The 23,375-nt window shown below is 58.1% G+C and carries 29 protein-coding genes; 2 read left to right on the forward strand and 27 right to left on the reverse strand.

Annotation, left to right across the window (positions count from 1 at the left end; genetic code table 11):
- Positions 1–6: 6 nt before the first annotated feature.
- Genes ACXADZ_RS11590 through ACXADZ_RS11605 form a run of 4 tightly spaced genes read right to left on the reverse strand, consistent with a single transcriptional unit; the run spans position 7 to position 1,914 of the window.
- Positions 7–480 (reverse strand): periplasmic heavy metal sensor, encoded by a 474-nt coding sequence (locus ACXADZ_RS11590; protein ID WP_475196480.1) that lies wholly within the window; start codon positions 478–480, stop codon positions 7–9.
- A complete protein-coding gene (locus ACXADZ_RS11595; RefSeq protein ID WP_475196482.1) occupies positions 477–830 on the reverse strand; it encodes a hypothetical protein in 354 nt (117 codons plus the stop codon). Before ACXADZ_RS11595 ends, ACXADZ_RS11590 begins: the two co-directional genes overlap by 4 nt.
- The gene (locus ACXADZ_RS11600; RefSeq protein ID WP_475196484.1) at positions 820–1,437 is read right to left on the reverse strand and encodes an RNA polymerase sigma factor; all 618 of its coding nucleotides are present in this window, start codon (positions 1,435–1,437) and stop codon (positions 820–822) included. The genes ACXADZ_RS11595 and ACXADZ_RS11600 overlap by 11 nt, the downstream gene beginning before the upstream one ends.
- 6 nt (positions 1,438–1,443) lie before the next feature.
- Positions 1,444–1,914: an EF-hand domain-containing protein gene (locus ACXADZ_RS11605; RefSeq protein ID WP_475196485.1), complete on the reverse strand. Its 471-nt coding sequence runs from the start codon at positions 1,912–1,914 to the stop codon at positions 1,444–1,446.
- A gap of 220 nt (positions 1,915–2,134) precedes the next feature.
- Between ACXADZ_RS11605 and ACXADZ_RS11610 the strand changes: the two genes are divergently transcribed.
- Together ACXADZ_RS11610 and ACXADZ_RS11615 are read left to right on the forward strand one after the other, a co-directional pair.
- Positions 2,135–2,533, forward strand: a complete 399-nt coding sequence (locus ACXADZ_RS11610; protein WP_171092142.1) for a DUF983 domain-containing protein — start codon at positions 2,135–2,137, stop codon at positions 2,531–2,533.
- A gap of 25 nt (positions 2,534–2,558) precedes the next feature.
- Positions 2,559–3,260 carry an NUDIX hydrolase gene (locus ACXADZ_RS11615; RefSeq protein ID WP_475196486.1) on the forward strand — a complete coding sequence of 234 codons (702 nt, stop codon included), beginning with the start codon at positions 2,559–2,561 and terminating at the stop codon, positions 3,258–3,260.
- Between the two features lie 10 nt (positions 3,261–3,270).
- Here ACXADZ_RS11615 and ACXADZ_RS11620 read toward each other — a convergent pair whose 3' ends face one another.
- From ACXADZ_RS11620 to ACXADZ_RS11730, 23 genes are all read right to left on the reverse strand, one after another.
- Entirely contained in the window at positions 3,271–4,938 is a 1,668-nt protein-coding gene (locus ACXADZ_RS11620) for a ribonuclease J (RefSeq protein WP_475196488.1), read from the reverse strand.
- Positions 4,935–5,714 (reverse strand): type III pantothenate kinase, encoded by a 780-nt coding sequence (locus ACXADZ_RS11625; RefSeq protein WP_171092148.1) that lies wholly within the window; start codon positions 5,712–5,714, stop codon positions 4,935–4,937. The genes ACXADZ_RS11620 and ACXADZ_RS11625 overlap by 4 nt, the downstream gene beginning before the upstream one ends.
- 12 nt (positions 5,715–5,726) lie before the next feature.
- Entirely contained in the window at positions 5,727–6,476 is a 750-nt protein-coding gene (locus tag ACXADZ_RS11630) for a biotin--[acetyl-CoA-carboxylase] ligase (protein WP_475196489.1), read from the reverse strand.
- Between the two features lie 54 nt (positions 6,477–6,530).
- The gene (gene nuoN, locus ACXADZ_RS11635; RefSeq protein ID WP_171105703.1) at positions 6,531–7,973 is read right to left on the reverse strand and encodes an NADH-quinone oxidoreductase subunit NuoN; all 1,443 of its coding nucleotides are present in this window, start codon (positions 7,971–7,973) and stop codon (positions 6,531–6,533) included.
- 15 nt (positions 7,974–7,988) lie between these two features.
- On the reverse strand, positions 7,989–9,533 hold the full coding sequence (locus ACXADZ_RS11640; RefSeq protein WP_171668679.1) for an NADH-quinone oxidoreductase subunit M: 1,545 nt from the start codon (positions 9,531–9,533) through the stop codon (positions 7,989–7,991).
- Positions 9,533–11,710, reverse strand: a complete 2,178-nt coding sequence (nuoL, locus tag ACXADZ_RS11645; RefSeq protein ID WP_475196491.1) for an NADH-quinone oxidoreductase subunit L — start codon at positions 11,708–11,710, stop codon at positions 9,533–9,535. Before nuoL ends, ACXADZ_RS11640 begins: the two co-directional genes overlap by 1 nt.
- A 7-nt stretch (positions 11,711–11,717) precedes the next feature.
- Complete coding sequence (gene nuoK / locus ACXADZ_RS11650) at positions 11,718–12,023, reverse strand: NADH-quinone oxidoreductase subunit NuoK (protein WP_005984024.1); 306 nt, start codon at positions 12,021–12,023, stop codon at positions 11,718–11,720.
- A 4-nt stretch (positions 12,024–12,027) separates the two neighbouring features.
- A complete protein-coding gene (locus tag ACXADZ_RS11655) occupies positions 12,028–12,630 on the reverse strand; it encodes an NADH-quinone oxidoreductase subunit J (RefSeq protein WP_170615376.1) in 603 nt (200 codons plus the stop codon).
- Positions 12,627–13,037, reverse strand: a complete 411-nt coding sequence (locus ACXADZ_RS11660) for a carboxymuconolactone decarboxylase family protein (protein ID WP_171092158.1) — start codon at positions 13,035–13,037, stop codon at positions 12,627–12,629. The genes ACXADZ_RS11655 and ACXADZ_RS11660 overlap by 4 nt, the downstream gene beginning before the upstream one ends.
- The gene (nuoI, locus tag ACXADZ_RS11665) at positions 13,034–13,528 is read right to left on the reverse strand and encodes an NADH-quinone oxidoreductase subunit NuoI (protein ID WP_170331439.1); all 495 of its coding nucleotides are present in this window, start codon (positions 13,526–13,528) and stop codon (positions 13,034–13,036) included. Before nuoI ends, ACXADZ_RS11660 begins: the two co-directional genes overlap by 4 nt.
- Positions 13,525–14,298: a methyltransferase domain-containing protein gene (locus tag ACXADZ_RS11670; protein ID WP_475196493.1), complete on the reverse strand. Its 774-nt coding sequence runs from the start codon at positions 14,296–14,298 to the stop codon at positions 13,525–13,527. The genes nuoI and ACXADZ_RS11670 overlap by 4 nt, the downstream gene beginning before the upstream one ends.
- Positions 14,299–14,302: 4 nt before the next feature.
- Positions 14,303–15,340 (reverse strand): NADH-quinone oxidoreductase subunit NuoH, encoded by a 1,038-nt coding sequence (gene nuoH / locus ACXADZ_RS11675; RefSeq protein ID WP_475196494.1) that lies wholly within the window; start codon positions 15,338–15,340, stop codon positions 14,303–14,305.
- The gene (locus ACXADZ_RS11680) at positions 15,333–15,548 is read right to left on the reverse strand and encodes a hypothetical protein (RefSeq protein WP_171092164.1); all 216 of its coding nucleotides are present in this window, start codon (positions 15,546–15,548) and stop codon (positions 15,333–15,335) included. The genes nuoH and ACXADZ_RS11680 overlap by 8 nt, the downstream gene beginning before the upstream one ends.
- Positions 15,545–17,566 (reverse strand): NADH-quinone oxidoreductase subunit NuoG, encoded by a 2,022-nt coding sequence (gene nuoG / locus ACXADZ_RS11685; RefSeq protein WP_475196496.1) that lies wholly within the window; start codon positions 17,564–17,566, stop codon positions 15,545–15,547. The genes ACXADZ_RS11680 and nuoG overlap by 4 nt, the downstream gene beginning before the upstream one ends.
- Positions 17,567–17,573: 7 nt before the next feature.
- Positions 17,574–18,020 carry a DUF5333 family protein gene (locus ACXADZ_RS11690; RefSeq protein ID WP_475196499.1) on the reverse strand — a complete coding sequence of 149 codons (447 nt, stop codon included), beginning with the start codon at positions 18,018–18,020 and terminating at the stop codon, positions 17,574–17,576.
- A 3-nt stretch (positions 18,021–18,023) separates the two neighbouring features.
- Positions 18,024–18,428, reverse strand: a complete 405-nt coding sequence (locus tag ACXADZ_RS11695) for a DUF5333 domain-containing protein (protein ID WP_475196501.1) — start codon at positions 18,426–18,428, stop codon at positions 18,024–18,026.
- A gap of 101 nt (positions 18,429–18,529) precedes the next feature.
- Positions 18,530–18,880, reverse strand: coding sequence for a hypothetical protein (locus tag ACXADZ_RS11700; protein WP_171092169.1), 351 nt, complete (start codon positions 18,878–18,880; stop codon positions 18,530–18,532).
- A gap of 37 nt (positions 18,881–18,917) precedes the next feature.
- Complete coding sequence (locus ACXADZ_RS11705) at positions 18,918–19,334, reverse strand: MAPEG family protein (protein ID WP_171092171.1); 417 nt, start codon at positions 19,332–19,334, stop codon at positions 18,918–18,920.
- A 5-nt stretch (positions 19,335–19,339) separates the two neighbouring features.
- Complete coding sequence (nuoF, locus tag ACXADZ_RS11710) at positions 19,340–20,638, reverse strand: NADH-quinone oxidoreductase subunit NuoF (protein ID WP_475196505.1); 1,299 nt, start codon at positions 20,636–20,638, stop codon at positions 19,340–19,342.
- A 12-nt stretch (positions 20,639–20,650) separates the two neighbouring features.
- Entirely contained in the window at positions 20,651–20,872 is a 222-nt protein-coding gene (locus tag ACXADZ_RS11715; RefSeq protein WP_475196506.1) for a DUF5337 domain-containing protein, read from the reverse strand.
- 30 nt (positions 20,873–20,902) lie between these two features.
- Positions 20,903–22,021, reverse strand: a complete 1,119-nt coding sequence (gene nuoE / locus ACXADZ_RS11720) for an NADH-quinone oxidoreductase subunit NuoE (protein ID WP_475196507.1) — start codon at positions 22,019–22,021, stop codon at positions 20,903–20,905.
- Positions 22,021–23,244 (reverse strand): NADH-quinone oxidoreductase subunit D, encoded by a 1,224-nt coding sequence (locus tag ACXADZ_RS11725; protein WP_475196509.1) that lies wholly within the window; start codon positions 23,242–23,244, stop codon positions 22,021–22,023. The genes nuoE and ACXADZ_RS11725 overlap by 1 nt, the downstream gene beginning before the upstream one ends.
- Entirely contained in the window at positions 23,244–23,366 is a 123-nt protein-coding gene (locus ACXADZ_RS11730; protein WP_256367953.1) for a hypothetical protein, read from the reverse strand. Before ACXADZ_RS11730 ends, ACXADZ_RS11725 begins: the two co-directional genes overlap by 1 nt.
- Positions 23,367–23,375: the final 9 nt, after the last annotated feature.

Genomic DNA, 23,375 nt, shown 5'->3' on the forward strand with positions numbered 1-23,375 from the left:
AACCTATTAGTCCTTTTTCTTGTGTTTATGCGGACCGCGTTCGACAATGTCCTGTAGTCGATCTGCATACGCCTGTCTGTCCTGATCGCTCATGGCGGTAACGCGCGCCAACCATTGCGTTTGCAAAGCCTGCTGCAATGCAGCCGTTGCCTGTGCCTGCTGTAGCAACAGCACTTCAACGGCACCCGGATCAAAGGGTACCGTGCGCAAAGCCTGGCTCATCGCCTCAAAATCCTGTTTGCGACCACTGGTCCCTTTTTTGTGCAGCCCCGACAGTTCACCCCGCATCGCTTTGCGGTCGTCTTTTGGCAACGCTCGGTACAAGGCCGGGCCAAATCCCGGCGGTGCTTTGGCGTGATCCCCGCCTTTCAGACGCAACACAGTGCCTACAGCAACGCCAACGATCAACAGATTCAGAGCCAGAGACACAACCAGGACAACGGGCATCCACCGGCGTTTGGGTTTGGGATCAGCGTTCATTCCGTGGTCTCCAGAAAACTCGTGTCATAGCCAAGGTCGGCCACAAGAAAGGCCGTCTCTTGCGTTGTCAGCAGGTTGGCAGGATCGGGCAAAAAGGCAGGCGCGGAAAACCCGATCCAGACTCCGGCCGCACTGGCCGCAACAAGGCCACTCAACCCCTGCCAGCCACCCAAATTGCGCACCAGCCTGTCCCACAACGCAGGCCCCGGTTGTGGCGCGGATTTCATGCGGCCCAAGCGCACCGCCTCGGCATCCGTTTGAATGCGCACGGCCAAATCGTCTGGCAAGGCCGGCCGTTGTTGCCGTGCTTGTGCAAACAAATGATCCAGTTCCAGATCGTCATCCGCCATTGTCATACCCCAGTTCTTCGCGCCGTCCCGCCAGAATGGCGGCGAGGCTTCGTTTGCCACGCGCTGTCAGACTTTCCACCGCTTCCACGGAAACACCCATGATCCCGGCAATTTCGGGGTTGGGCAATTCTTCTATATGGCGCAGCACAACCGCTTGTCGCTGCCGTTCGGGCAATTCGGCCAAGGCGATCTGCAACGCGTCCTTGCGCGCCTCGTCCTGCATCCGGTCAACTACACTGGCTTGACCATCTTCAGGCTCGGGAACGTCCGACAGCCTGTCCGGTGTCTTCTTGCGCCGGATGTCCACACACAGGTTCAGCGTCACCCGGTACAGCCAGGTCGAAACTTTGGCCTGACCCGACACCCAATCCGGTGCCATTTGCCACAGCCGCATCATCGCCTCTTGCGTCACATCTTCCGCCTCGGTCCGATTGCCCAACATGCGTAACGCGACCGAGTAACACCGTGGCCCAAGTCGGTCAGTAAGCACCCGCGCGGCCTCGGCGTCGCCATCGGCAAAGCGCCCCAGCAACGCATCGTCGCTGAGGCTGCCCGCGCTGCACATCGCATCGCCGGCATCTTGTGGGTGGGAGGTCAGATCCTCCATCCTGCATCAGCTATCGTCTGCGTCCGAATTGTGATGCTTTTTCTTGTGGTGCCGCCCCATCTTGTCTTTGGCATCGGCAAATTCCTGTTCCGAGATTCCGCCACTGTTATCCGCGTCCATCCGATCAAACATCTTGTCAGCCCGGCGGGGTTTCGGCAACTCGTCCTGGCTCAGAAACCCGTCGCTGTTCGCATCATTCTTTTCGAACATCTTGGCGACGCGGTCACTTGCCTTTTTCTGTGCAGCGGCTTGCATCTCGTCAAGGCTCAACTGGCCATCACCGTCGGTATCCGCTTGCGTGAAACGCGCGGTGCGGTGGGCCTCCAACTCTTGCTGCGTCACCTGACCGTCGCCATCGGTGTCGAGCTCTTGAAAGGATACAGGCTCGCGCCCGCTTTTTCCGGCAGCCAGAACAGATGTGCCTGTAACGGCAACTGCGGACAAAACAATAGCCGTGATAAATGTCGCGTTTTTCATTTCGTTTTTCCCGTTTTGACGCGGCCCCAGTGCCGCTGCTCATATCAATTCAAACGCGGGGCAGCGGAAATTCCGTCGCAGAAAAGTGGATTTTATTAAGAATGGGATCAGAAGCGTTTTCGGCGCATCGGGTACTGAGCGTTGCAAAGCGACGCACCCCCCTTTCAAATCCGCCCGTTCAGGCGCATTATCGCGCAAAGATTAATGCGCGAGTTATATTATGACGGATCAGACGATCGACACAGCGACCGACACAGAGCGTGAAACATGGCCCGCCCTTGTCAAAGGGTTTCGGTGCAAGTGCCCCAACTGTGGTGAGGGCAAGCTGTTGCACAGCTATCTCAAGGTCAATGACAGCTGCTCGAATTGCGGGCAGGAACTGTTTCATCACCGCGCCGATGACGGTCCGGCTTATCTGACCATCCTTCTTGTTGGTCACCTGCTGGCACCTGCTTTGCACGTGTCTTACGTCCATTGGCGGCCAGACCCCTGGACCATGGCCATCGGATTCTCAATTGGATGCGTTGCTCTGTCGCTGTACCTGCTGCCCCGCTTGAAAGGCGCTGTTGTCGCGTATCAGTGGGCCCGCCGTATGCACGGTTTCGGAACATCCAAGTGAACCCAACCGGCCGCGTGGCGCAGATATGACAGTAGACAAGACCGCCATCCGTGACGCCGCTACTGTCATCGTTTTGCGGGACAGATGGACCAACCCGTCGATCCTCATGGGTCAACGCGGCTCCAAAGCCGTGTTCATGCCGAACAAGTTTGTGTTCCCTGGCGGTGCCGTTGATCCAGCGGATTCAGAAGTGCCCCTTGCGACCAAGCTGCCCGATCTGTGCCATGACCGTTTGGCAGAACAGGTCGAGTCCGGACTGCAACACGCGCTGGCCGCCGCTGCCATTCGAGAGCTCTGGGAAGAAACCGGGCTTGTTCTGGGCCAGCCGGGTGCGTGGCCAGGTCATGCACCTGACGATTGGCAGAGTTTTTCGGCGATGGGATTTGTGCCGTCTGCAGCTGCGTTGCAATTCGTTTTCCGCGCTGTAACTCCGCCCGGTCGACCTCGTCGGTTTGACGCACGGTTCTTTTTGGTCGACGCGGAAGCCCTGCAAGGTGATCTGGACGATTTCAGTCGCGCCTCGGATGAGCTGTCGCACCTGCAATGGGTGCAACTGGACCGCGCGCGAGATTTAGACCTGCCCTTCATAACCGAGGTTGTTCTTGCCGAAGTAGCGGCCCGGGTTACATCCCCCGAGCCTCCAGTGTCCGTTCCTTTCTACAAGAATGACGCAGAAGCCAATCTGTTTTTGCGGCTCAGGGGATACCCGATGCCCGATCACGACTGACGGATCGGACTCACCGCATCCGGCTGACAACCACTGTTACTTCGGGCTTCTTGCCGATTTCCGCTTTGGCGGTCTGCCGCACGATCCGGCGCATCTCGTCTTCCAGCTTGTCATCATCGCGTAAAGTTTTGGCCGCGGCCCGCATCAGGAATTGATTCAGGTCCTCCTCCAGAACCTCCACCAAAGCGGCGCGCGAAGTTCCGATCTCGGGGAGGCCCATGGTATCGCACCAAGGTTCACCCAGCGGTTCGTCTTCCTCGTCCAAGACCACAGTGACCGTGACATGGCCGTTCAATGCCATGCGGATACGATCCCGCACAACGCCGTCCAACGCGCCGATCTTGACCGACCCGTCCAAATAGGTGCGCCCGGTTTCAACATAGTCGACAACAGCCGGGGCATTACCGCTGAGATCCAACATGGTACCGTTCACTGCCAGCACACCGCTTCTGCCACCTTGCTCGGCCAGTTTGACGTGCTCGCGCAGATGACGGTGTTCACCGTGCATCGGGATCACGACTTGCGGATCGATCAGCGCATGGACCTTCTCAAGATCAGGCCGGTTGGCATGGCCTGACACGTGATAGAGACCCGAACTGTCATCGACGACATCGACGCCCTTTTCGCTGAGCTGGTTCATGATGAAGATCACGCCCCGCTCATTGCCCGGAATGGTTTTCGAGGAAAACAGGAACAGGTCACCTTCGGCCAGTTCCAGACCACGGTACTTGCCACGGGCCAGTTGGGCGCTGGCAGCACGGCGTTCACCCTGGCTGCCGGTTACGATCAGCATCAGATTCTGGCGCGGAAGATCCAACGCCTCTTCCGCGCTGATCACCTTTGGGAAATCCGACAGGATGCCGGTTTCGGTTGCGGCCTCGATCATCCGGCGCATGGCGCGGCCCAACAGGACAACTGACCGCCCTGCCCGCTGACCCGCTTCGGCCAGTGTTTTGACCCGCGCAACGTTTGAGGCAAACGTGGTCGCCACGACCATGCCTTCGGCGTTTTCGACCAGTTTGGTGATTTCCGGCCCAACTTCGGATTCCGAACGGCCCGGATGGGCCGAGAACACGTTTGTGCTGTCGCAGACCAGCGCCTTGACGCCGGGTTTGGCGACCTCAGCCCACAAATCTGGATCAAAAGCCTCCCCCACGACAGGCTGCGCATCCAGTTTGAAATCGCCCGAATGCACGACCCGTCCCGCAGGCGTATCGATGACCAACGCCGCGCTTTCGGGGATCGAGTGCGATACAGGCAGGAAACCAACCGTAAAAGGCCCGACCGCGACCTGTTCGGGCCAGGCGGATACGGTTGTTACGGCCTCGGTTGGGTGCGCGTGTTCTTCCATCTTGCGGCGGGCGATATTGGCCGTGAACGCGCGGGCATAAATCGGCGCACCCAAGGCTTCATAGCAATGCGCCACCGCGCCAACATGGTCCTCATGCGCGTGGGTGATAAAAACGCCGTCCAGCCGGTCTGCACGCTCTTTCAACCACGAAATATCCGCATAGATCAGGTCAACACCGGGTGTTGTGTCCATGTCCGGAAAGGTGACACCCAAATCAACAAGGATCAGGCGCTCCTGTCCGGGTTTACCATAGCCATACACATAGGCATTCATGCCAATTTCACCCGCGCCACCCAGCGGCAGGTAGATCAATCTTTCACTGCTCATTCGGAGCCATTATCCTTGTTATAGCGATGGATCACGGTCAAACCGTGCATCGTCAGATCATCTTCGATTGCGTCGAACCCTACGTCGGCCTGATCGAACAAAGGGGCCAGTCCACCAGTACCCACAACTTTCATCGGCATTCCGTATTCGGTTTTGATCCGGGCGATCAGCCCTTCGATCAGGCCGGAATAGCCCCAATACACGCCCGATTGGATACATCCAACCGTATTCGTCCCGATCACTTTATCCGGCCGGGTAATATCGATATGCGGAAGCGCAGCCGCCCCCTGATGCAGAGCTTCAAGGCTAAGGTTTACGCCAGGCGCGATAATGCCCCCGACATAAGCCCCGTCGGCGGCAACAACGTCAAAGTTTGTTGCTGTGCCAAAATCCACAACAACCACATTGCCACCGTGACGATCAAACGCACCCACTGCGTTGGCCAACCGGTCAGGCCCGGGTACCGTGCCTTCATCCACACGAGGGGGCACGGGTAACAGACAATCCGGTTTACCCACCACCAGCGGCCGGCATCCAAAAAAACGATCCGCGAAGATACGCAGGTTGAACACAACACGCGGCACTGTTGAGGCGATGATGACATCCGTAATGACCGCTTCGATGCCATAGTGTTTCACCAGAGTCGAATACCAGGTGAAATATGCGTCTGCCGTGCGCGCATGGTGGGTCGACGTGCGTAAGGTGCACAGAAACTTCTCGCCGTCCCAGATCGAGAAAACGGTATTGGTGTTGCCGCAATCAATGGCCAGAAGCATTTAACGCCCCTTTCAAAAATACACGTCTGCCGCAGGAATGCTCACGCGGCCTTTGGCGGTGTTTAAGACAAGGTTGCCGCTTGCGTCTACTGTTTCGAAGGTTCCAACCGTCTCTGACGTTCCGGTACGTGCGGTGATGACCTCTCCCAACCGCGCCGCGCGGGCCAGCCACGCGGTGCGGATCGGGTCAAACCCATAGGTGACGAATTGGGTTTCATACCTAGCATAAGCTGCGGCCAGTTCGGTCAGGAAATCTTCGGGCGAGACATTTGAACCGGTTTCCGACAGCAATGAAACGGGCCGCATGGCACCAGGTTCGACCGCATCCGCGTCAGGTGCATTGGCCAGGTTCACACCGATGCCGATCGCCAGATGCGCAACACCTTGCCCCTGCCCGGTGCTTTCCAGCAAGATACCGGCCAGCTTACCCCCGTTCAGCAGAACATCGTTGGGCCATTTCAGCGACAGACCGGCCGTTCTTCCGGTCACAGCAACACAGGCGTCGAACAAGGCCAATGCGGCCACAAAGCTGCGTAGCGCTGCCTGTTCCGGCGCACCTTGCGGGCGCATCAGCAACGTCGCCGCCAAATTGCCCATGGGATTGGCCCAGACCCGGCCCCGCCGTCCGCGCGCCGCCGTTTGGTGATGTGCCATAATCCAAACGGGACCTCGGGCAGTGGGTGCAATCCGCGCTGCCTCATTGAGTGTGCTATCGACTTCCTGCAGCTCGTGCAGTCCATAGCCTTGGGGCCATTTGGTCATATCAAAAAGGCTCGGTCACGCGACCGAGCCCCTCCTTCCGAGTGTGCAAGACCTTCAGTTGACAAGCGTCGCTGCCGCAGCTGCCGCCGCGCCCTCGACCCCAAACTGATAGAAGATACCGATCAGCATCAAGGCGGCCGAGCCCATCAAGGCGACCCACAACACCGGCGTCGACCGGGTTTCAATCGGGTCTTCGTTTTCAGCACCGAAATACATGTAGAACACGATCCGCAGGTAATAGAAGGCACCGATGACGGACGCGATGGCCGAGACGATCACAAGGCCGGTCAGACCCGCGCTGACACCTGCTTGCCAAACGCCAAATTTCGCAAAGAAACCCAGCATCGGTGGCACACCGGCCAGCGAGAACATCAGGATCAGAACGGCAAGGGCTTTGCCCGGATCGCGCTTGGAATATTGGCGCAGGGCGTCAATATCGGTGATCGGTTTGCCGTCCCGTTCCATCATCAGGATGAAGGCAAAGGTTCCGATGTTCATAGTCACGTAGATGGCCAGATACATCAGCATCGCTTTAATGCCCAACTCAGTACCTGCTGCCAAACCGATCAGAGCATAACCCATATGGGCAATTGACGAGAATGCCATCAGACGTTTGATGTCTCGCTGACCAATCGCGGCGACAGCACCCAGCAGCATCGACAGCACCGAAAGCAGCACGATCACCTGCTGCCAGTCTTTCACAATGCCACCAAACGCGTCATGCATCAGTCGCGCAAAAAGGGCCATGGCAGCCACTTTCGGCGCGGTGGCGAAAAAGGCTGTAATCGGCGTTGGCGAGCCTTCGTACACGTCCGGTGTCCACATGTGGAACGGCACGGCCGAGACTTTGAAGGCCAGACCAGAGATCAGGAAGATCAGACCAAACAGCAAGCCAATCGAAACTTCTCCGGCCTGAACGGTTGTGATGATGCCTGAAAAGAGCGTTGTTCCAGTAAAGCCATAAACCAGCGACGCACCATAAAGCAGCAGACCCGAGCTGAGCGCACCCAGCACGAAATACTTCAGACCCGCTTCGGTCGACTTCGCACTGTCACGACGCAATGCCGCGACAACGTATAGTGACAGAGATTGCAGCTCGAGCCCCATGTAAAGCGACATCAAATCGCCCGCGCTGACCATCATCATCATGCCAACAGCGGCAAGTGCGACCAGTAGCGGATACTCAAACCGCAGCAAATCGCGGCGCGCCATGTAGTCCTGGCTCATGACCAGAACGGCACCTGCCGAAAGCAGGATCGCAACCTTGGCGAAACGGGCGAACCCGTCATCGACGAACATGCCATTGAAGGCCACGTTGGTCCCCTCGCCTTGTGTGGCGATCCAGATCGCCAGAAGGGCCATCAGACCAGCTGTGGTCCAGACCAACAAAGGTGCCATGCCGTCTTTCGTCGTATAGACAGCCCCCAAGAGCGCCGCCATCGCGTAGAGCGCCAGAATGATTTCCGGCAGGATAATTGTCAGATCAGCCTGGATCATGTCTCCAAAGCTCCCTTAGTGCGAGGCGGCCGTCTGGGTCGCAGCCTCAGCTGCGGCCAGAGCCGTGTCATAGTTCGAAATCAGCGCGGCGGTGGATTGCCCGATCACATCCGTTACCAGCGACGGGTAAACGCCCAAAAGGATGGTCATCACGATCAGTGGGGCAAAGATCAGACGTTCGCGCGAGCTCATGTCGGTCATCGCCTTCAGGCTTTCCTTGATCAGGTCGCCAAAGACCACGCGGCGGTACAGCCACAGCGCATAACCGGCGGAAAAGATGACACCGGTCGCAGCCACAGCTGTCACCCAGGTGTTGACCTGGAAGGCCCCCATCAGGGTCAGGAATTCCCCGATAAATCCGGAAGTGCCCGGCAAGCCGACATTGGCCATGGTGAACAGCATGAAGACCAGCGCGTAAGCAGGCATCCGAATGACCAGACCGCCATAAGCCTCGATATCGCGGGTGTGCATCCGGTCGTAGATCACGCCGACACACAGGAAGAGCGCCGCCGAGATAAACCCGTGGCTCAGCATCTGGAAGATCGCGCCATCGATACCCTGCTGGTTTGCCGCAAAGATGCCCATGGTCACAAAGCCCATATGCGCGACCGAAGAGTAAGCGATCAGCTTCTTCATGTCCTCTTGCACCAACGCCACCAGCGAGGTGTAGACAACCGCAATCGCAGACATCCAAAGCACCAGATCGGTCATCACCGCCGAACCCACAGGGAACATCGGCAGGCTGAACCGCAGGAAGCCGTAGCCACCCATTTTCAGCAGGATCGCCGCCAGAACAACCGAACCCGCGGTCGGCGCTTGAACGTGCGCATCGGGCAACCAGGTGTGCACCGGCCACATCGGCATCTTCACTGCGAAAGAGGCAAAGAAGGCCAGGAACATCAAAGTCTGCATACCGCCGACAACATAGATGCCCAGCACGCTGAAGCTTTCCGATGAGAACTGGTGGCTCATCAGAGCCTCAATATCCGTGGTGCCTGCATCCGCGTACATCGCAACCATCGCAACCAGCATCAGCACCGAGCCGAGGAAGGTGTAGAGGAAGAACTTGAAGCTGGCGTAGATGCGGTCCTTACCGCCCCAAATGCCGATGATCAGGAACATCGGGATCAGGCCTGCCTCGAAGAACAGGTAGAACAGCACCAGATCCAGCGCCATGAACACGCCTAGCATCAGGGTTTCCAGCAGCAGGAAAGCCACCATGTATTCCTTGACGCGGTCGGTGACATTCCAACTGGCCAAAATGGTCAGAGGCATGATGAAAGTGGTCAGCAACACGAACAGAACGCTGATGCCATCCACACCCATCTTGTATTTCAGACCCATCAGCCACTCACCCTCTTCCACCATCTGGAAGCCGGGGTTCGAGGGATCAAAACCGGTATAGATGCCAATCGATACCAGGAAGGTCACGGTCGTCGCCAGCAGCGCAATCCACTTGGCATTGCGTTGGGCCGCAGCGTCATCCCCATGCAGGAACAGCGCCAGAATACCTGCTGCAATCGCCGGGATGAACGTAACGATGGAAAGGATATTGTCCATTAGTTGGCCCCTCCGCCGATAGACATCCACGTTACAAGGGCTGCGATGCCCAGCACCATCCAGAAGGCATAGGTAAAGATGTACCCGGTCTGCGCCTTGCCTGCGAGGCGGGTAAAGAAGGGAACAACGCCCATTGCTACTCCGTTCAGGAAGCCATCAATTGTATTTCCATCGCCGCGCTTCCACAGGAACCGGCCAAGGGCGATGGTGGGTTTGACAAAGATAACGTTGTAGATCTCGTCAAAGTACCACTTGTTCTTGAGGAACAGGTACAGCGGGCGCTGGTTCTCGGCCAACCGCGCGGGCAGCGTCGTGTTCACGATGTAGAACCAATAGGCCACGACAAAGCCGAGGACCATCGCAACAAAGGGCGAGACCTTAACCCATTTCGGAGCGGCGTGCGCATCGTCCAACACGTGGTTGTCCGGTGCCATATACAGCGCGCCCTCGCCCGGTTCGCCGACAAAGGCATAGTGGTGATCACCACCATGAGCAGCTTTGTCACCGTGGCCGTCGTCTGCATGGCCCTCATCCGCATGTGTTTCAGCGCCATGACCATCATCCGCATGACCGTCATCCGAATGTGCGGCATCGTCATGCTCTTCGGCTTTGCCATGATCGCCGGCCTCTGTGTGCTCTGACGCTTCGGCAACAGGGATGCCGTAGAACTTACCAACCTTGTCGGCGTGGCCAAAGAAGTTGCCGTACCAGATCATCCCGGCAAAAACCGCGCCCAGTGACAGAACGCCCAGCGGCACCAGCATGACCATCGGGCTTTCATGCGCGTGATCATGCGTATGTTTGTCGCCACGCGGCTCACCGTAGAAGGTCAAGAAGATCAGACGCCAGCTGTAGAACGAGGTGAACGCAGCCGCCACAACCAGTAACCAGAAGCCATAGCCCGAGCCGCCCGCATAAGCGCTCTCGATGATGGCGTCCTTGGACAGGAACCCGGCAAAGCCAAATGTGGTCAGCGGAATACCAACGCCGGTGATGGCCAGCGTGCCGATCATCATCGCCCAGAAGGTATATGGGATTTTCTTCCGCAAACCGCCGTATTCGGTCATCTCCTGCTCGTGATGCATGGCGTGGATCACGGAACCCGCACCCAGGAACAATAGGGCTTTGAAGAAGGCGTGAGTGAACAGGTGGAACATCGCCGCCGAGTACATGCCCACGCCAGCAGCCACGAACATGTATCCAAGCTGAGAACAGGTCGAATACGCAATCACGCGCTTGATGTCGGTTTGCACCAGACCCACCGTGGCCGCAAAGAACGCGGTGGATGCGCCCAGTACCGTGATGAAGCCGGTTGCGCCCGGCGCAAACTCCATCAGCGGCGACATGCGGCAGACCAGGAAGACACCCGCAGTCACCATGGTTGCAGCGTGGATCAGGGCCGACACAGGCGTCGGGCCTTCCATCGCGTCCGGCAACCAGGTGTGCAGGATCAACTGAGCGGATTTACCCATGGCGCCGATGAACAGCAGCACACAGATGACTTCAATTGCAGTCCACTCTCCCCACAGGAAGTGCAACTTTTCTTCGGCCAGCGCCGGGGCAGATGCAAAGATGTCCGAGAAATTGATGCTATCGGTCAGGAAGAAGATCGCGAAGATCCCCAGCGCAAAGCCGAAGTCACCTACCCGGTTCACGATGAACGCTTTCATCGCCGCCGCATTGGCCGAAGACTTGCGATAGTAGAAGCCGATCAACAGGTACGAAGCGACACCCACGCCTTCCCAGCCAAAGAACATCTGAACCAAGTTGTCCGCCGTCACAAGCATCAGCATGGCGAAGGTGAAGAAGGACAGATAGGCAAAGAAACGCGGCTTATAGCTTTCGCCCTCACGCCACTGCGGGTCGTGATCCATGTAGCCGAAGGAATAGAGGTGCACGAGCGCCGAAACGGTTGTCACCACGATCAGCATGATCGCGGTCAGACGGTCCAGACGGATCGCCCAGCTTGTCGACAACGAGCCGCTTTCGATCCAGCGCATGATCTCAATCTGTTGGGTCACCCCATCAAATGTGAAGAAAACGATCCACGACAGCAGACAGGCCAGAAACAGCAGACCGGTGGACGTCCACATGGCGGCTTTCTCGCCAATGAATTTCCAGCCAAAGCCGCAGATCAGCGCGCCCACGAGCGGGGCAAAGAGGATGGTGGTTTCCATAGTTCTCTTAGCCCTTCATCATATTGACGTCTTCAACCGCGATGGTGCCACGGTTACGGAAGAAGCAGACCAGAATGGCCAGACCAATCGCCGCCTCGGCCGCCGCAACGGTCAGCACGAACAGCGTAAACACCTGCCCGACAAGATCGCCGAGGAAGCTGGAAAACGCCACGAGGTTGATATTCACCGCCAGCAGCATCAGTTCGATGCTCATCAGCAGGATGATGACGTTCTTGCGGTTCAGGAAGAGACCGAAGATGCCGATGACGAACAGCGTCGCCGCGACCGTAAGATAGTGTTCAAGTCCGATCATCGTCTCAAAGTCCCTGCCCCGGTTTAACGTCCTTCAACTCCATCGCCTTGGCCGGGTCTCGCATCATCTGGCCGACGATGTCCTGACGCTTGATGTCCTGACGGTGGCGCAATGTCAGCACGATGGCGCCGATCATGGCCACCAGCAGGATCAGGCCCGCCAGTTGGAACAGAAGGAAATATTGATCATAAAGGATGACACCCAACGCCTCGGTGTTGTGGCGGTCCGCTGGAACTGGCTGGGCCAGATTGGCCGCCGCACCCTGCGCGCTGTCCCAAGCGCCAAAGGCCATGACGAACTGCATCAGGATGACCAGACCGATCAGCAGGGCCAGCGGCATATAGCGTGCCATCTCGGCCTTGAGTTCGGCAAAGTCCACGTCCAGCATCATCACCACGAACAGGAACAGAACCGCGACCGCGCCTACATAGACGATGATCAGCAGCATCGCCACAAACTCGGCCCCCAGCAGCACGAACAGCCCCGCCGCCGACAGGAAGGACAGGATCAGCCACAGCACCGAGTGCACCGGCTGGCGGCTGATCACCGTGAACAGCCCGCCGGTGATGGCGCTGATGGCAAACAGATAGAAGGCAAAGACGGTCATTGATCCTCATCCTCGTTGCCGCCCATGACCTCTTGCGCCAGATCCAGCGCGCGGGTCATGGCCGGGATGCCGGCAAAGACCGACATCTGACCGATCGTTTCCACGATCTCTTGTTTCTTGGCACCCGCTTCCAGCGCGTGGCGCACAGTTTGGCGCACGGCACTATCCGCTTGCGCGCCCTGACAGGTCAGCCCGGCCAGCGTCAACAGCAGGCGGGTTTTGGCATCCAGCCCGTCTTTGTTGACGGTGTTGCCGAACATCATCTCCATGACCTCTTTAGGCATGGTCGGCCACAGCGCTTCGAACCCCTTGGGCGAAAAGCTTTCCATCGCCGGGTTCATAGCCTTGGCCATGTCCTGAGCCTGCTTCATCATCAGCTCGAACGGATTTGTCGGGCTGTCAGTCATCGATACGGCGCGTCCATTTCCAGATTGCGGGCGATTTCGGCTTCCCAGCGTTCGCCGTTATCCAGCAGTTTTTCCTTGTCGTAGAACAGCTCTTCGCGGGTTTCCGTGGCGAATTCGAAATTCGGCCCTTCAACGATGGCATCAACCGGGCATGCCTCTTGGCAGAAGCCGCAATAGATGCATTTGGTCATGTCGATGTCGTAACGTGTCGTGCGGCGGCTGCCGTCTTCGCGCGGCTCCGCGTCGATGGTGATGGCTTGCGCCGGGCATACTGCTTCACACAGTTTGCAGGCAATGCAGCGTTCTTCACCGTTGGGATAACGACGCAGCGCATGTTCCCCCCGAAAGCGCGGCGACAGAGGGCCCTTTTCGTGCGGATAGTTCACGGTGGCCTTCGGGGCGAAAAAGTACTTGAGCCCCAGTTTCATACCGACCCAGAAGTCCTGTAGCAGAAAGTACTTGGCGGCGCGGGTGTAGTCGATTTGAGTCATAGAGAGCTAACCTTCTGATCATATCGCGTTCCACCGGCATTGGAGTAGTCACGCCAGTGCGTCTCGTAGTCACTTTGAAGAACCGTGTCCATGAGAGCCGCTTCGGAACCGCGCTGGATTTCATAATACAAATAGACCTGCCCATCCGGGAGGGCATCGCCCAGGTCGATCCGTTGTTCTCCATCCGCCGGATCTTGTAGATCCAAAATCGCCTGGTGAAAGGCACGGCTGCGTTGAATCGCCTGGCACGTGTTGACCACGCAGCCCGCGTTCCGACGCCAGAACGAATAGACCAGTTCCGGATTGAACTGATACATCCCATGCCCGGCCCAGCCGTTCAGGCCATTCACCGAGATGAAATGCCCGCCGGGCTTCAGCATGTGAAACACGTTTTCCAACGCAACGGGGACGTTAAACACATGCTCAATCGTTCCACCGTCGAAGATGAAATCGAATTGACCCGCAAGTTCTTTCGGAATGGGGCGGTTTAGGTCCTGGAGGATCGTCGCGCCTTCGTGGTCCGAGAAATCCATAGTTTCGATTTCACCGAACCCCAGCTTGCGAAAGAACGTCTCGCTGTAGCCATCCGACTGCTGGAGGTATTCCAACTGAATATGGTCCAGCCCCTCTCGGCGCAGTTTGCGCTGAAAGATTCTGGGCGGCCGCAGGCGAACAAATTCCTGACGGCCCAGCATCAATGAACGGCCTTCCACAGAGTGCCGTGTCGAAAACTCGACAAGCTTGGAGAAGACTGTGAAATCGATACCCAACGCGTTAGCCCCCCACGCTCCAGCGGGCGAACGCACCCCAGAACCAGTCGAACTTTGCCGCGAAGGCCACAAAGACCACCCAGGCCAGCGAGAACGGCAGGAAGACTTTCCAACCCAGCCGCATCAACTGGTCATAGCGGTAGCGTGGCGTGATCGCCTTGACCATTGCGAAGAGGAAGAAGAAGAACGCCATCTTCGCGACCATCCACAGCACGCCATCGGGCAGGCCCGGGATCGGTGACAGCCAGCCGCCGAAGAACAGCAGCGTGGTCAGCGCGCACATCAGGAAGATCGCGATGTATTCACCAGCCATGAACAGAAGGAAGGGTGTGGCAGAGTATTCAACCTGGTAACCGGCGACCAGTTCAGATTCCGCTTCGGGAAGGTCGAATGGCGGTCGGTTGGTTTCAGCCAGCGCCGAAATGAAGAACAAGAAGACCATCGGGAAGTGCGGCAGCCAGTACCAGCTGAAGAAGCCGAACGAGCCGTCCTGCGCACGCACAATGTCACCAAAATTCATCGACCCGGTCGAGATGATCACACCGATGATGATCAGGCCAATCGAAACCTCGTACGAAATCATCTGCGCAGCAGAGCGCAAAGACCCAAGGAACGGGTACTTTGAGTTCGACGCCCAACCCCCCATAATCACGCCATAAACTTCCAGTGAAGACACAGCGAACACATAGAGAATGGCGACGTTGATGTCCGACAGCACCCAGCCATCATTGAACGGGATCACTGCCCAGGCAATCATCGCCAGTACAAAAGAGGTGAGCGGTGCAAGGATAAAGACGGTCCTGTCTGCCCCCGCCGGGATGACGACCTCTTTGACCACATATTTCAATGCATCGGCCACCGATTGCAGCAAGCCGTACGCGCCAACCACGTTCGGTCCGCGACGCATCTGGACAGCGGCCCAGATCTTGCGATCGCCGTAAACAAGGAACAACAGCGAGATCATCACAAACGCAACAACTGCAAGCACTTGCGCCAGAATGATGATGGCTATTCCGCCTGGGGTGTTAAAGAAATCAGCCATTGGTCCTCACACCGTGGGTATTCCGTTTTCCGCGCGCGATGCAAAGGCCAGGTGCCTGCGCAAAGTGCGACTGGGTCGGCGCGTTGGTGTAAACAGCATCTGCCGCTTCAGCGCCACCCTTAATCTTCAGTTTCACACACAAATCCAGCGCGGCGAACTGCCACCCGGCAGCCGCCTTTGCTTGTGATATGAAACGGTTCCGGCTCATTCCGCCGCGATCTTTCCAGTCTGACGCGCCTGCGCCTGTGCCGAAAGTTCGGCCATCAGTTGAGACGCACGGGCAATCGGGTTGGTCAGATAGAAATCCTTGACCGCGTTTCGGAACGTGGCCTGACCCAGCGGCGCTGCGTCGAGCGGTTGAACCTCATTCTCGATCACCTCATCGATCCGGGCCAGTTGCGGCACAGCTTCAATGAGTGCGGTTCGCAATTGCGCCAGTGAGTCGAATGGAAGTTTCGCGCCCAACTCGGCCGACAATGCCCGCAGAATGGCCCAGTTTTCCTTGGCTTCGCCCGGCGCAAAACCGGCACGCATTGCCAGTTGCGGGCGTCCTTCGGTGTTCACGAACAAACCGTTTTCTTCGGTATAGGCCGCGCCCGGCAAGATCACGTCGGCGCGGTGAGCGCCACGGTCTCCGTGGCTGCCCTGGTAGATAACAAACGCGCCTTCGCCGATCTCAATCTCATCGGCACCGAGATTATAAATCACGTCGGCAGCGTTGACGGCATCCATGCCACCTTCGTTGGTCGCATCTACATCCATCGCACCCACGCGCGAGGCCGCAGTGTGCAGTACCAAAAGCCTGCTTTCGGTATTGGCTGCAATGGTTTGCGCAGACGCCAACACAGCAGCGCCGTCTGCTTCTTGCAGGGCACCCTGCCCCACGATCACCAGCGAGGGCTTGCCCTTGATGGCGTCGTCACCCCCCATGTCGACGACCTTCTGCAAGGCCGCGCGATCATCGCCCATGTGATGGTAGTCATAGGTCAGATCTACTGCGGGACCGACCAGAGCCACCTCGGCACCATGCGCCCAGGCTTTGCGGATCCGCGCGTTCAGTACCGGAGCCTCATCACGCGGATTGGTCCCGATCAGCAGAATGCGTTCGGCCGAGTCTATGTCTTCAATCGTAGCGGTTCCGACATAAGCCCCACGGTTGCCAGCAGGCAGCTTGGCCCCATCGGTGCGGCATTCGACAACACCGCCCTGCCCTTCGATCATCTGCTTCAAGGCAAAAGTTGCTTCGACCGAGGCCAGATCGCCCACGATCCCAGCAGGTTTTTCGGCGCTCTTCAGTGCCTCAGCAGTTTTGGTCAGCGCCTCGGGCCATGAAGCCGGGCGCAACTTGCCGTTTTCGCGAATGTAGGGCTTGTCCAAGCGCTGACGACGCAGGCCATCCCAGACAAAGCGGGTTTTGTCACTGATCCACTCTTCGTTCACGCCATCGTGGTTGCGCGGCAGGAAGCGCATCACTTCGCGCCCTTTGGTGTCCACGCGGATGTTCGAACCAAGGGCGTCCATGACGTCTATGCTCTCGGTCTTGGTCAGTTCCCATGGGCGAGCGGTAAACGCGTAGGGTTTCGACGTCAGCGCCCCAACCGGGCACAGATCGATGATGTTGCCCTGCAGGTTCGATTGCAGTGTTTCGTTCAGGTACGAGGTGATCTCGGCATCCTCGCCCCGCCCGGTCTGACCCATCTGCGTGATCCCGGCGACCTCGGTCGTGAAACGCACGCAGCGGGTGCAGCTAATGCAACGCGTCATCGCCGTGCCAACCAGCGGGCCAAGATCCAGATCATCGACTGCGCGCTTCGCTTCTTTGAAACGCGAGCCCGAGACACCATAAGCCATGGCCTGATCCTGAAGGTCACACTCACCGCCTTGGTCGCAAATCGGACAATCCAGCGGGTGGTTGATCAGCAGAAACTCCATCACCCCTTCGCGGGCCTTTTTGACCATGGGCGAGTTTGTCTTGACGACCGGAGGCTGACCTTCCGGCCCTGGGCGCAGGTCGCGCACCTGCATCGCGCACGAAGCCGCCGGCTTGGGCGGGCCGCCCACAACCTCGACCAGGCACATCCGGCAGTTTCCGGCGATCGACAAACGTTCATGGTAACAAAAACGCGGCACTTCTACCCCGGCTTGCTCACAAGCCTGGATCAGGGTCATCGCGCCTTCGACTTCGATTTCCTGCCCGTCGATATTGATCTTGCGGAGGTCAGACATGATTTCGTTAGCCTTTCAGGAATGCACCGATCCGGGTGCCGTTGGCAATCTCGCGTTGGCCAGCTGCGCAGAACGTGTCGGGCTGACCCACGACAACACCGCTTTGCTGGATGTATTTGATTAGGTCGTCCTGCGCGCGCTTACGCGGAATGGCATCGGCCAAATAGCGTAAGTCGCTTTCTTGATAACCCTTGGCCTTGAGCTCGGCGTCCAGTGATTTCATCTGCGCCTGCGCCTCGGGTCGATTAAACGAAATCGCCCGGCATTCGCCAGCGATTTGCTCAGCCACGGCAGCAGAGAACGCAAAGTCGTACAGTTCCGGCGGCAGCTCGGCGCGAAACTCTGCCCGAGAGGCGGCAGTGTCTGTCGCAGAACTGGTTGGCGTTTCGCACGCCGACAACGAAATCAGCAATGCCACACCAACTGCCCCGGATCTGAGAACCTGAACGCCCATCCGTCAATCCGCCCTCAAGTAAACGCCAATGGCGCTGTTTCGTTGAATTTCCTTTTGGCCCAACGTGCAAAACGTGGTGGGGTTTTCATAAGTCACCCCGTTTGAGGCTAGATAAGCCTCACCCTTGGTGCGCATGCGGTCTTTTTCTGCGTCCAACTCGACATAAGACCGGATTTCCCGGTCTGTGTATCCCAAGTCATTCGCTTTGGAGCGCAGCCCCCACATCACACTGATCGCCTTCAGTCGTCGCCCGCTGATCGAGGGGCAGTATTCCGAAATCTCGTTTGCGATGGCGATGTAATAGAGTTCATTGTCGATCTCTTTGACATCCCTCAAGGGCGGTTTTGCCTCTGCTACCGCAGGAACAGCCATCAAGGCAGCCATAGCGATTGTTTTTGCATAGAACATAGGTTTTCCTTTCGTCTTGGAATTTCCAAGACGAAAGGATGCGCGTCTGCTAGGCAATAACGCCCTACGCGCCCTGTCGTGATATGCAAAAACACTGGACATCATGGGCGTTTGCAGGTTCCTGCAAATGTGAGTTGATCATCCGCGATGGTAAGCTGTTGCGGTTCCGTGTCCGGCCCCACTTTCCAATCAATCCGCGACGATCCGAAGTTTTGCACACAGAACTTTGTGCCTTCATGGCGCCCGGCCTCACGCGCGCCATCCAATGACGCGGACACACCTTTGACGACCACAGTAAAGTCGGCGGGCGACTTCTTCTTATCGACAGCTTTGGCCTTGGTCCGGAACGCCTGACCATCGAACAAAAGCCGGTCCTCGGACGGTCTGATCAATCCGCAGGCGGATACACTGACCAAAGCCAGAACAACAACCAGGGTCTTCGAGATCTTCATACTTTCCCTCATTGCAGTCTTTACCGCCGCCTTGCCGTTAAAACGCCGCCACCAAGGCCATAAGGCCGATTACAAACATGCAGGCCCAGCCCAGCACATACAGCACGGACCGCAGACCGCTGTTCGGCTTGCCGATCCCCCTAAGATGCACCACCAGCATGAGCAAGCGCGCAACCAAAGCAACTGACGCCAGAAGGTTGACCCAGAATGGGCTGACCCCCAGCAAAATTGCTGCAACTACAACAGTCAGAAACGCCGGAAGTGTTTCAGTTCCGTTCAGATAGGCCCGGTTCAAACGATAGGCTTGATCACCGTAGTCTTGTTCAGGCGTCGCACCCGGTGCCAGTCCCTTGCCCTGCTTGGCCAGCGCAGAAAACGGGGCCAAAAACAGAACCACCAACGTGAAAAACACAACGGATGCTATGGCGTGTGAATATTCAGCAAAGGCTTCCATTCGGTTTACTCCGCTGCCATCGCACCCATGCGGCCCGACTTCTGGGCCTTGATGCGGTCCTCGATCTCTTCCCGGAAGTTGCGGATCAGGCCCTGGATCGGCCAAGCGGCCGCGTCACCCAAGGCACAGATGGTATGGCCTTCGACCTGTTTGGTCACATCAAACAGCATGTCGATCTCTTCCAATTCGGCCTCGCCGCGCACAAGACGGTCCATGACCCGCATCATCCAGCCGGTGCCTTCGCGGCAGGGCGTGCACTGTCCGCAGCTTTCGTGCTTGTAGAATTTCGACAGCCGCCAGATCGCCTTGATGATGTCCGTCGACTTATCCATTACGATCACCGCAGCCGTACCAAGGCCCGAGCCCAGATCATTGCGCAGGTAATCAAAATCCATGATCGCGTCGCGCATGTTTTCACCGCGCACGCAAGGAACAGAGGACCCACCCGGGATTACCGCCAACAGGTTGTCCCAACCGCCGCGAATGCCGCCGCAATGAGTTTCAATCAGCTCTTCGAATGAGATCGACATGGCCTCTTCGACGACACATGGGTTGTTCACATGGCCCGAAATCGCAAACAACTTGGTGCCCGCGTTGTTCTGGCGGCCAAAGCCTGCGAACCAGTCCGCACCCCGGCGCAGAATGGTCGGCACAACGGCAATTGATTCCACATTGTTCACCGTGGTTGGGCAGCCATAAAGGCCAGCCCCCGCCGGGAACGGAGGTTTCATCCGCGGCATGCCCTTCTTGCCTTCAAGGCTTTCGATTAGGGCGGTTTCCTCGCCGCAAATATATGCGCCTGCCCCGTGATGCAGGAAGATATCGAAATCCCAACCCGAACCAGCGGCGTCCTTGCCCAAAAGACCAGCGTCATAAGCCTCGTCAATCGCGGCCTGCAGCGCCTCGCGCTCGCGGATGTATTCGCCGCGCAGGTAGATATAGCAGGTATGCGCGTTCATCGCGAAAGAGGCGATCAGACAACCTTCGATCAGCGTATGCGGATCATGGCGCATGATCTCACGGTCTTTGCAGGTTCCGGGTTCGGATTCATCCGCGTTCACCACCAGATAAGCCGGACGACCGTCGCTTTCCTTTGGCATGAACGACCATTTCAGGCCCGTCGGGAAGCCCGCGCCGCCGCGACCGCGCAGACCTGAGTCCTTCATCGTCTGGATGATCCAGTCGCGGCCCTTTTCGATCAGGCCAGCAGTGCCGTCCCAATGCCCGCGGGCCTGTGCGCCTTTCAGCGTGCGCTCATGCATCCCGTAGATGTTGGTAAAGATCCGGTCCTGATCCTTCAGCATCGCGTGTTACCTTCAGCTGTCCTGACGCATGCGCCAGAGTTGAAAAATGTTGATGCCTGCATAGATGAAACCCGCCAAGGCAGCGAGATCAAACAGCAAGGCGTGCCGGGTGGTCAAACCCAGCGCGGGGCCGATGAACAGGTTCATGCCAAGCCAGATCAGCATGGTCACGGCGATGACCACTCCGATGTGTCGACCCTTGCGGGCTATGGCCTGTTCCTTATCTTTGTCCATCTTTCCCTGATGCCCCGGGTGGGCATCCGCTTAGTCTTCGTAGGTGCCGTCTTCCTTGGCACGTTTGGCGAATTCGGTTTCCTCACCCGCCGCAAGCTTGGCCGCCTGTTCGATCCAGCCGTCGCGTTCGATCCGGCCTTTGAACTTCAGACGTGCATCAACCCAGGCCACATGTTCGGGTGTCCAGGCCGCGATCTGGTCGTAGTGATAGAAACCCAGCTCATTCAGCGTTTCTTCCAGCTTCGGTCCCACACCCTTCAGCAGCTTAAGGTCGTCCGGCAACCCGCCACGCGCCTCGGTCAGCGTTCTGGGCGCGTCTTCTTTGACAGCTTCCGGCTCAGCCTTGGCTTTCGCTTCTTCCGCTTGCTTCACCGCCGGTTTCGCCGGCTCTGATGCTTTGGGAGGCTTCGCCGCAGCCGAGGCTCCGGCCTGCTTGCCATCCTTGCCCAACCAAGGCGTCAGGATCGGCACTTCGGTGCCGTCGATGCGCTTGACCGTGTCGCCCAGATCCGTCGCCAGCTCAACGCTTGCGTTGTATTGCGGCTTGCCAGCTTCATATTCCGACAGACTGCTCAGCCCCTTCAACGGCTCAGCCGCATAGCGCCCGTTCTGCGGTCCGGGTGTCGGTACCTTTCCAGCGGCCAGATCATCGATGATCTTACCAAAACTCTCAGCCGTCAGGTCTTCGTAGTAATCCTTGCCGATCTGCGCCATCGGCGCATTGGTGCAAGAGCCGAGGCATTCCACCTCTTCCCAGCTCAACTTGCCATCAGCGGACAGCTCATGCGGCTTGACGGCAATCTTTTCCTTGCAAACTGCAATCAGATCCTCGGCCCCGCAGATCATACAGGAGGTCGTGCCGCACACCTGAATATGCGCCACCGAACCAACCGGTTGTAGTTGGAACATGAAGTAGAAGGACGCAACCTCAAGCACGCGAATGTAGGCCATGCCCAGCATGTCGGCAACGGATTCAATCGCCGGGCGGGACAGCCATCCCTCCTGCTCCTGCGCGCGCCACAGCAGCGGGATCACCGCGCTGGCCTGACGGCCTTCGGGGTACTTGGTCATCTGCGCTTCGGCCCATTGCTGGTTGGCAGCGGTGAAGGCGAAGCTTTCGGGTTGTTCGGGGTGAAGACGGCGGAGCATTAGCGGTCAATCTCTCCAAATACGACGTCCATGGTGCCGATGATGGCGGCGACGTCGGCCAGTTGGTGGCCTTTGGCAACGTGGTCCATGGCTTGCAGGTGCAGGAAGCCCGGCGCGCGCAGTTTGGCCCTGTAAGGCTTGTTGGTGCCGTCGGCGACCAGATAGACGCCGAACTCGCCCTTGGGGGCCTCGACAGCGGCGTAGACCTCGCCTGCGGGGACGTGGAAACCTTCGGTATACAGTTTGAAGTGATGGATCAGGCTCTCCATCGACGTCTTCATGTCCGATCGTTTCGGCGGGGTGATCTTGCCACGGGCCAGAACGTCTCCGGGGCATTCTCGGATTTTGGCAATGGCCTGACGGATGATCAGCAGCGACTGGCGCATCTCTTCCATCCGCACCAGATAGCGGTCATAGCAGTCGCCGTTCTTGCCGACGGGGATTTGGAACTCGAACTCGTTATAGCATTCATAGGGCTGCGCGCGGCGCAGGTCCCATGCCAGACCGGACCCACGGACCATTACGCCCGAGAAGCCGTATTTCTGAATGTCATCCTCGGTCACAACGCCAATATCAGCGTTGCGCTGTTTGAAGATGCGGTTTTCGGTCAGCAGACCATCAATATCATCCAGAACGGCGGGGAACTCGTGGCTCCACGCCTCGATATCGTCCAGCAGTTCGGGCGGCAGGTCCTGATGCACACCACCGGGGCGGAAATAGGCGGCGTGCAGGCGGGCACCACAGGCGCGCTCATAAAACACCATCAGCTTTTCGCGCTCTTCGAACCCCCACAGAGGCGGGGTCAGCGCGCCAACGTCCATCGCCTGCGTGGTCACGTTCAGCAGGTGGTTCAGGATGCGCCCGATCTCGGAATACAGCACCCGGATCAGCGACCCGCGGCGCGGCACCTCAACACCGGTCAGCTTTTCGATGGCCAGACACCAGGCATGTTCCTGATTCATCGGCGCCACATAGTCCAGACGGTCGAAATACGGCAGGTTCTGCAGGTAGGTCCGGCTTTCCATCAGCTTTTCGGTACCACGGTGCAGCAGGCCGATATGCGGGTCGCAGCGTTCGACGATCTCGCCGTCCAGCTCGAGCACCAAACGCAGAACCCCGTGCGCCGCAGGGTGTTGCGGACCGAAATTGATGTTGAAGTTGCGGATCTTCTGTTCTCCGCTCAGCGCGTCCGTGCTGCCGTCATCGTATCTTGAGCCGTCCATCACCGCCCTCGTTTCTTCTTCGCTTCGGCCCGAACCCGGACCTTTTCGGCCTCGGCCGCCTTGGCGGCAGCCCCAGCAAGCAAAACTCCAAGCGCCCCGAGCATGATCAGTTCTCCCAACATCTCAGCAAC

Source organism: Ruegeria sp. ABM4_193 (genome assembly GCF_056158705.1).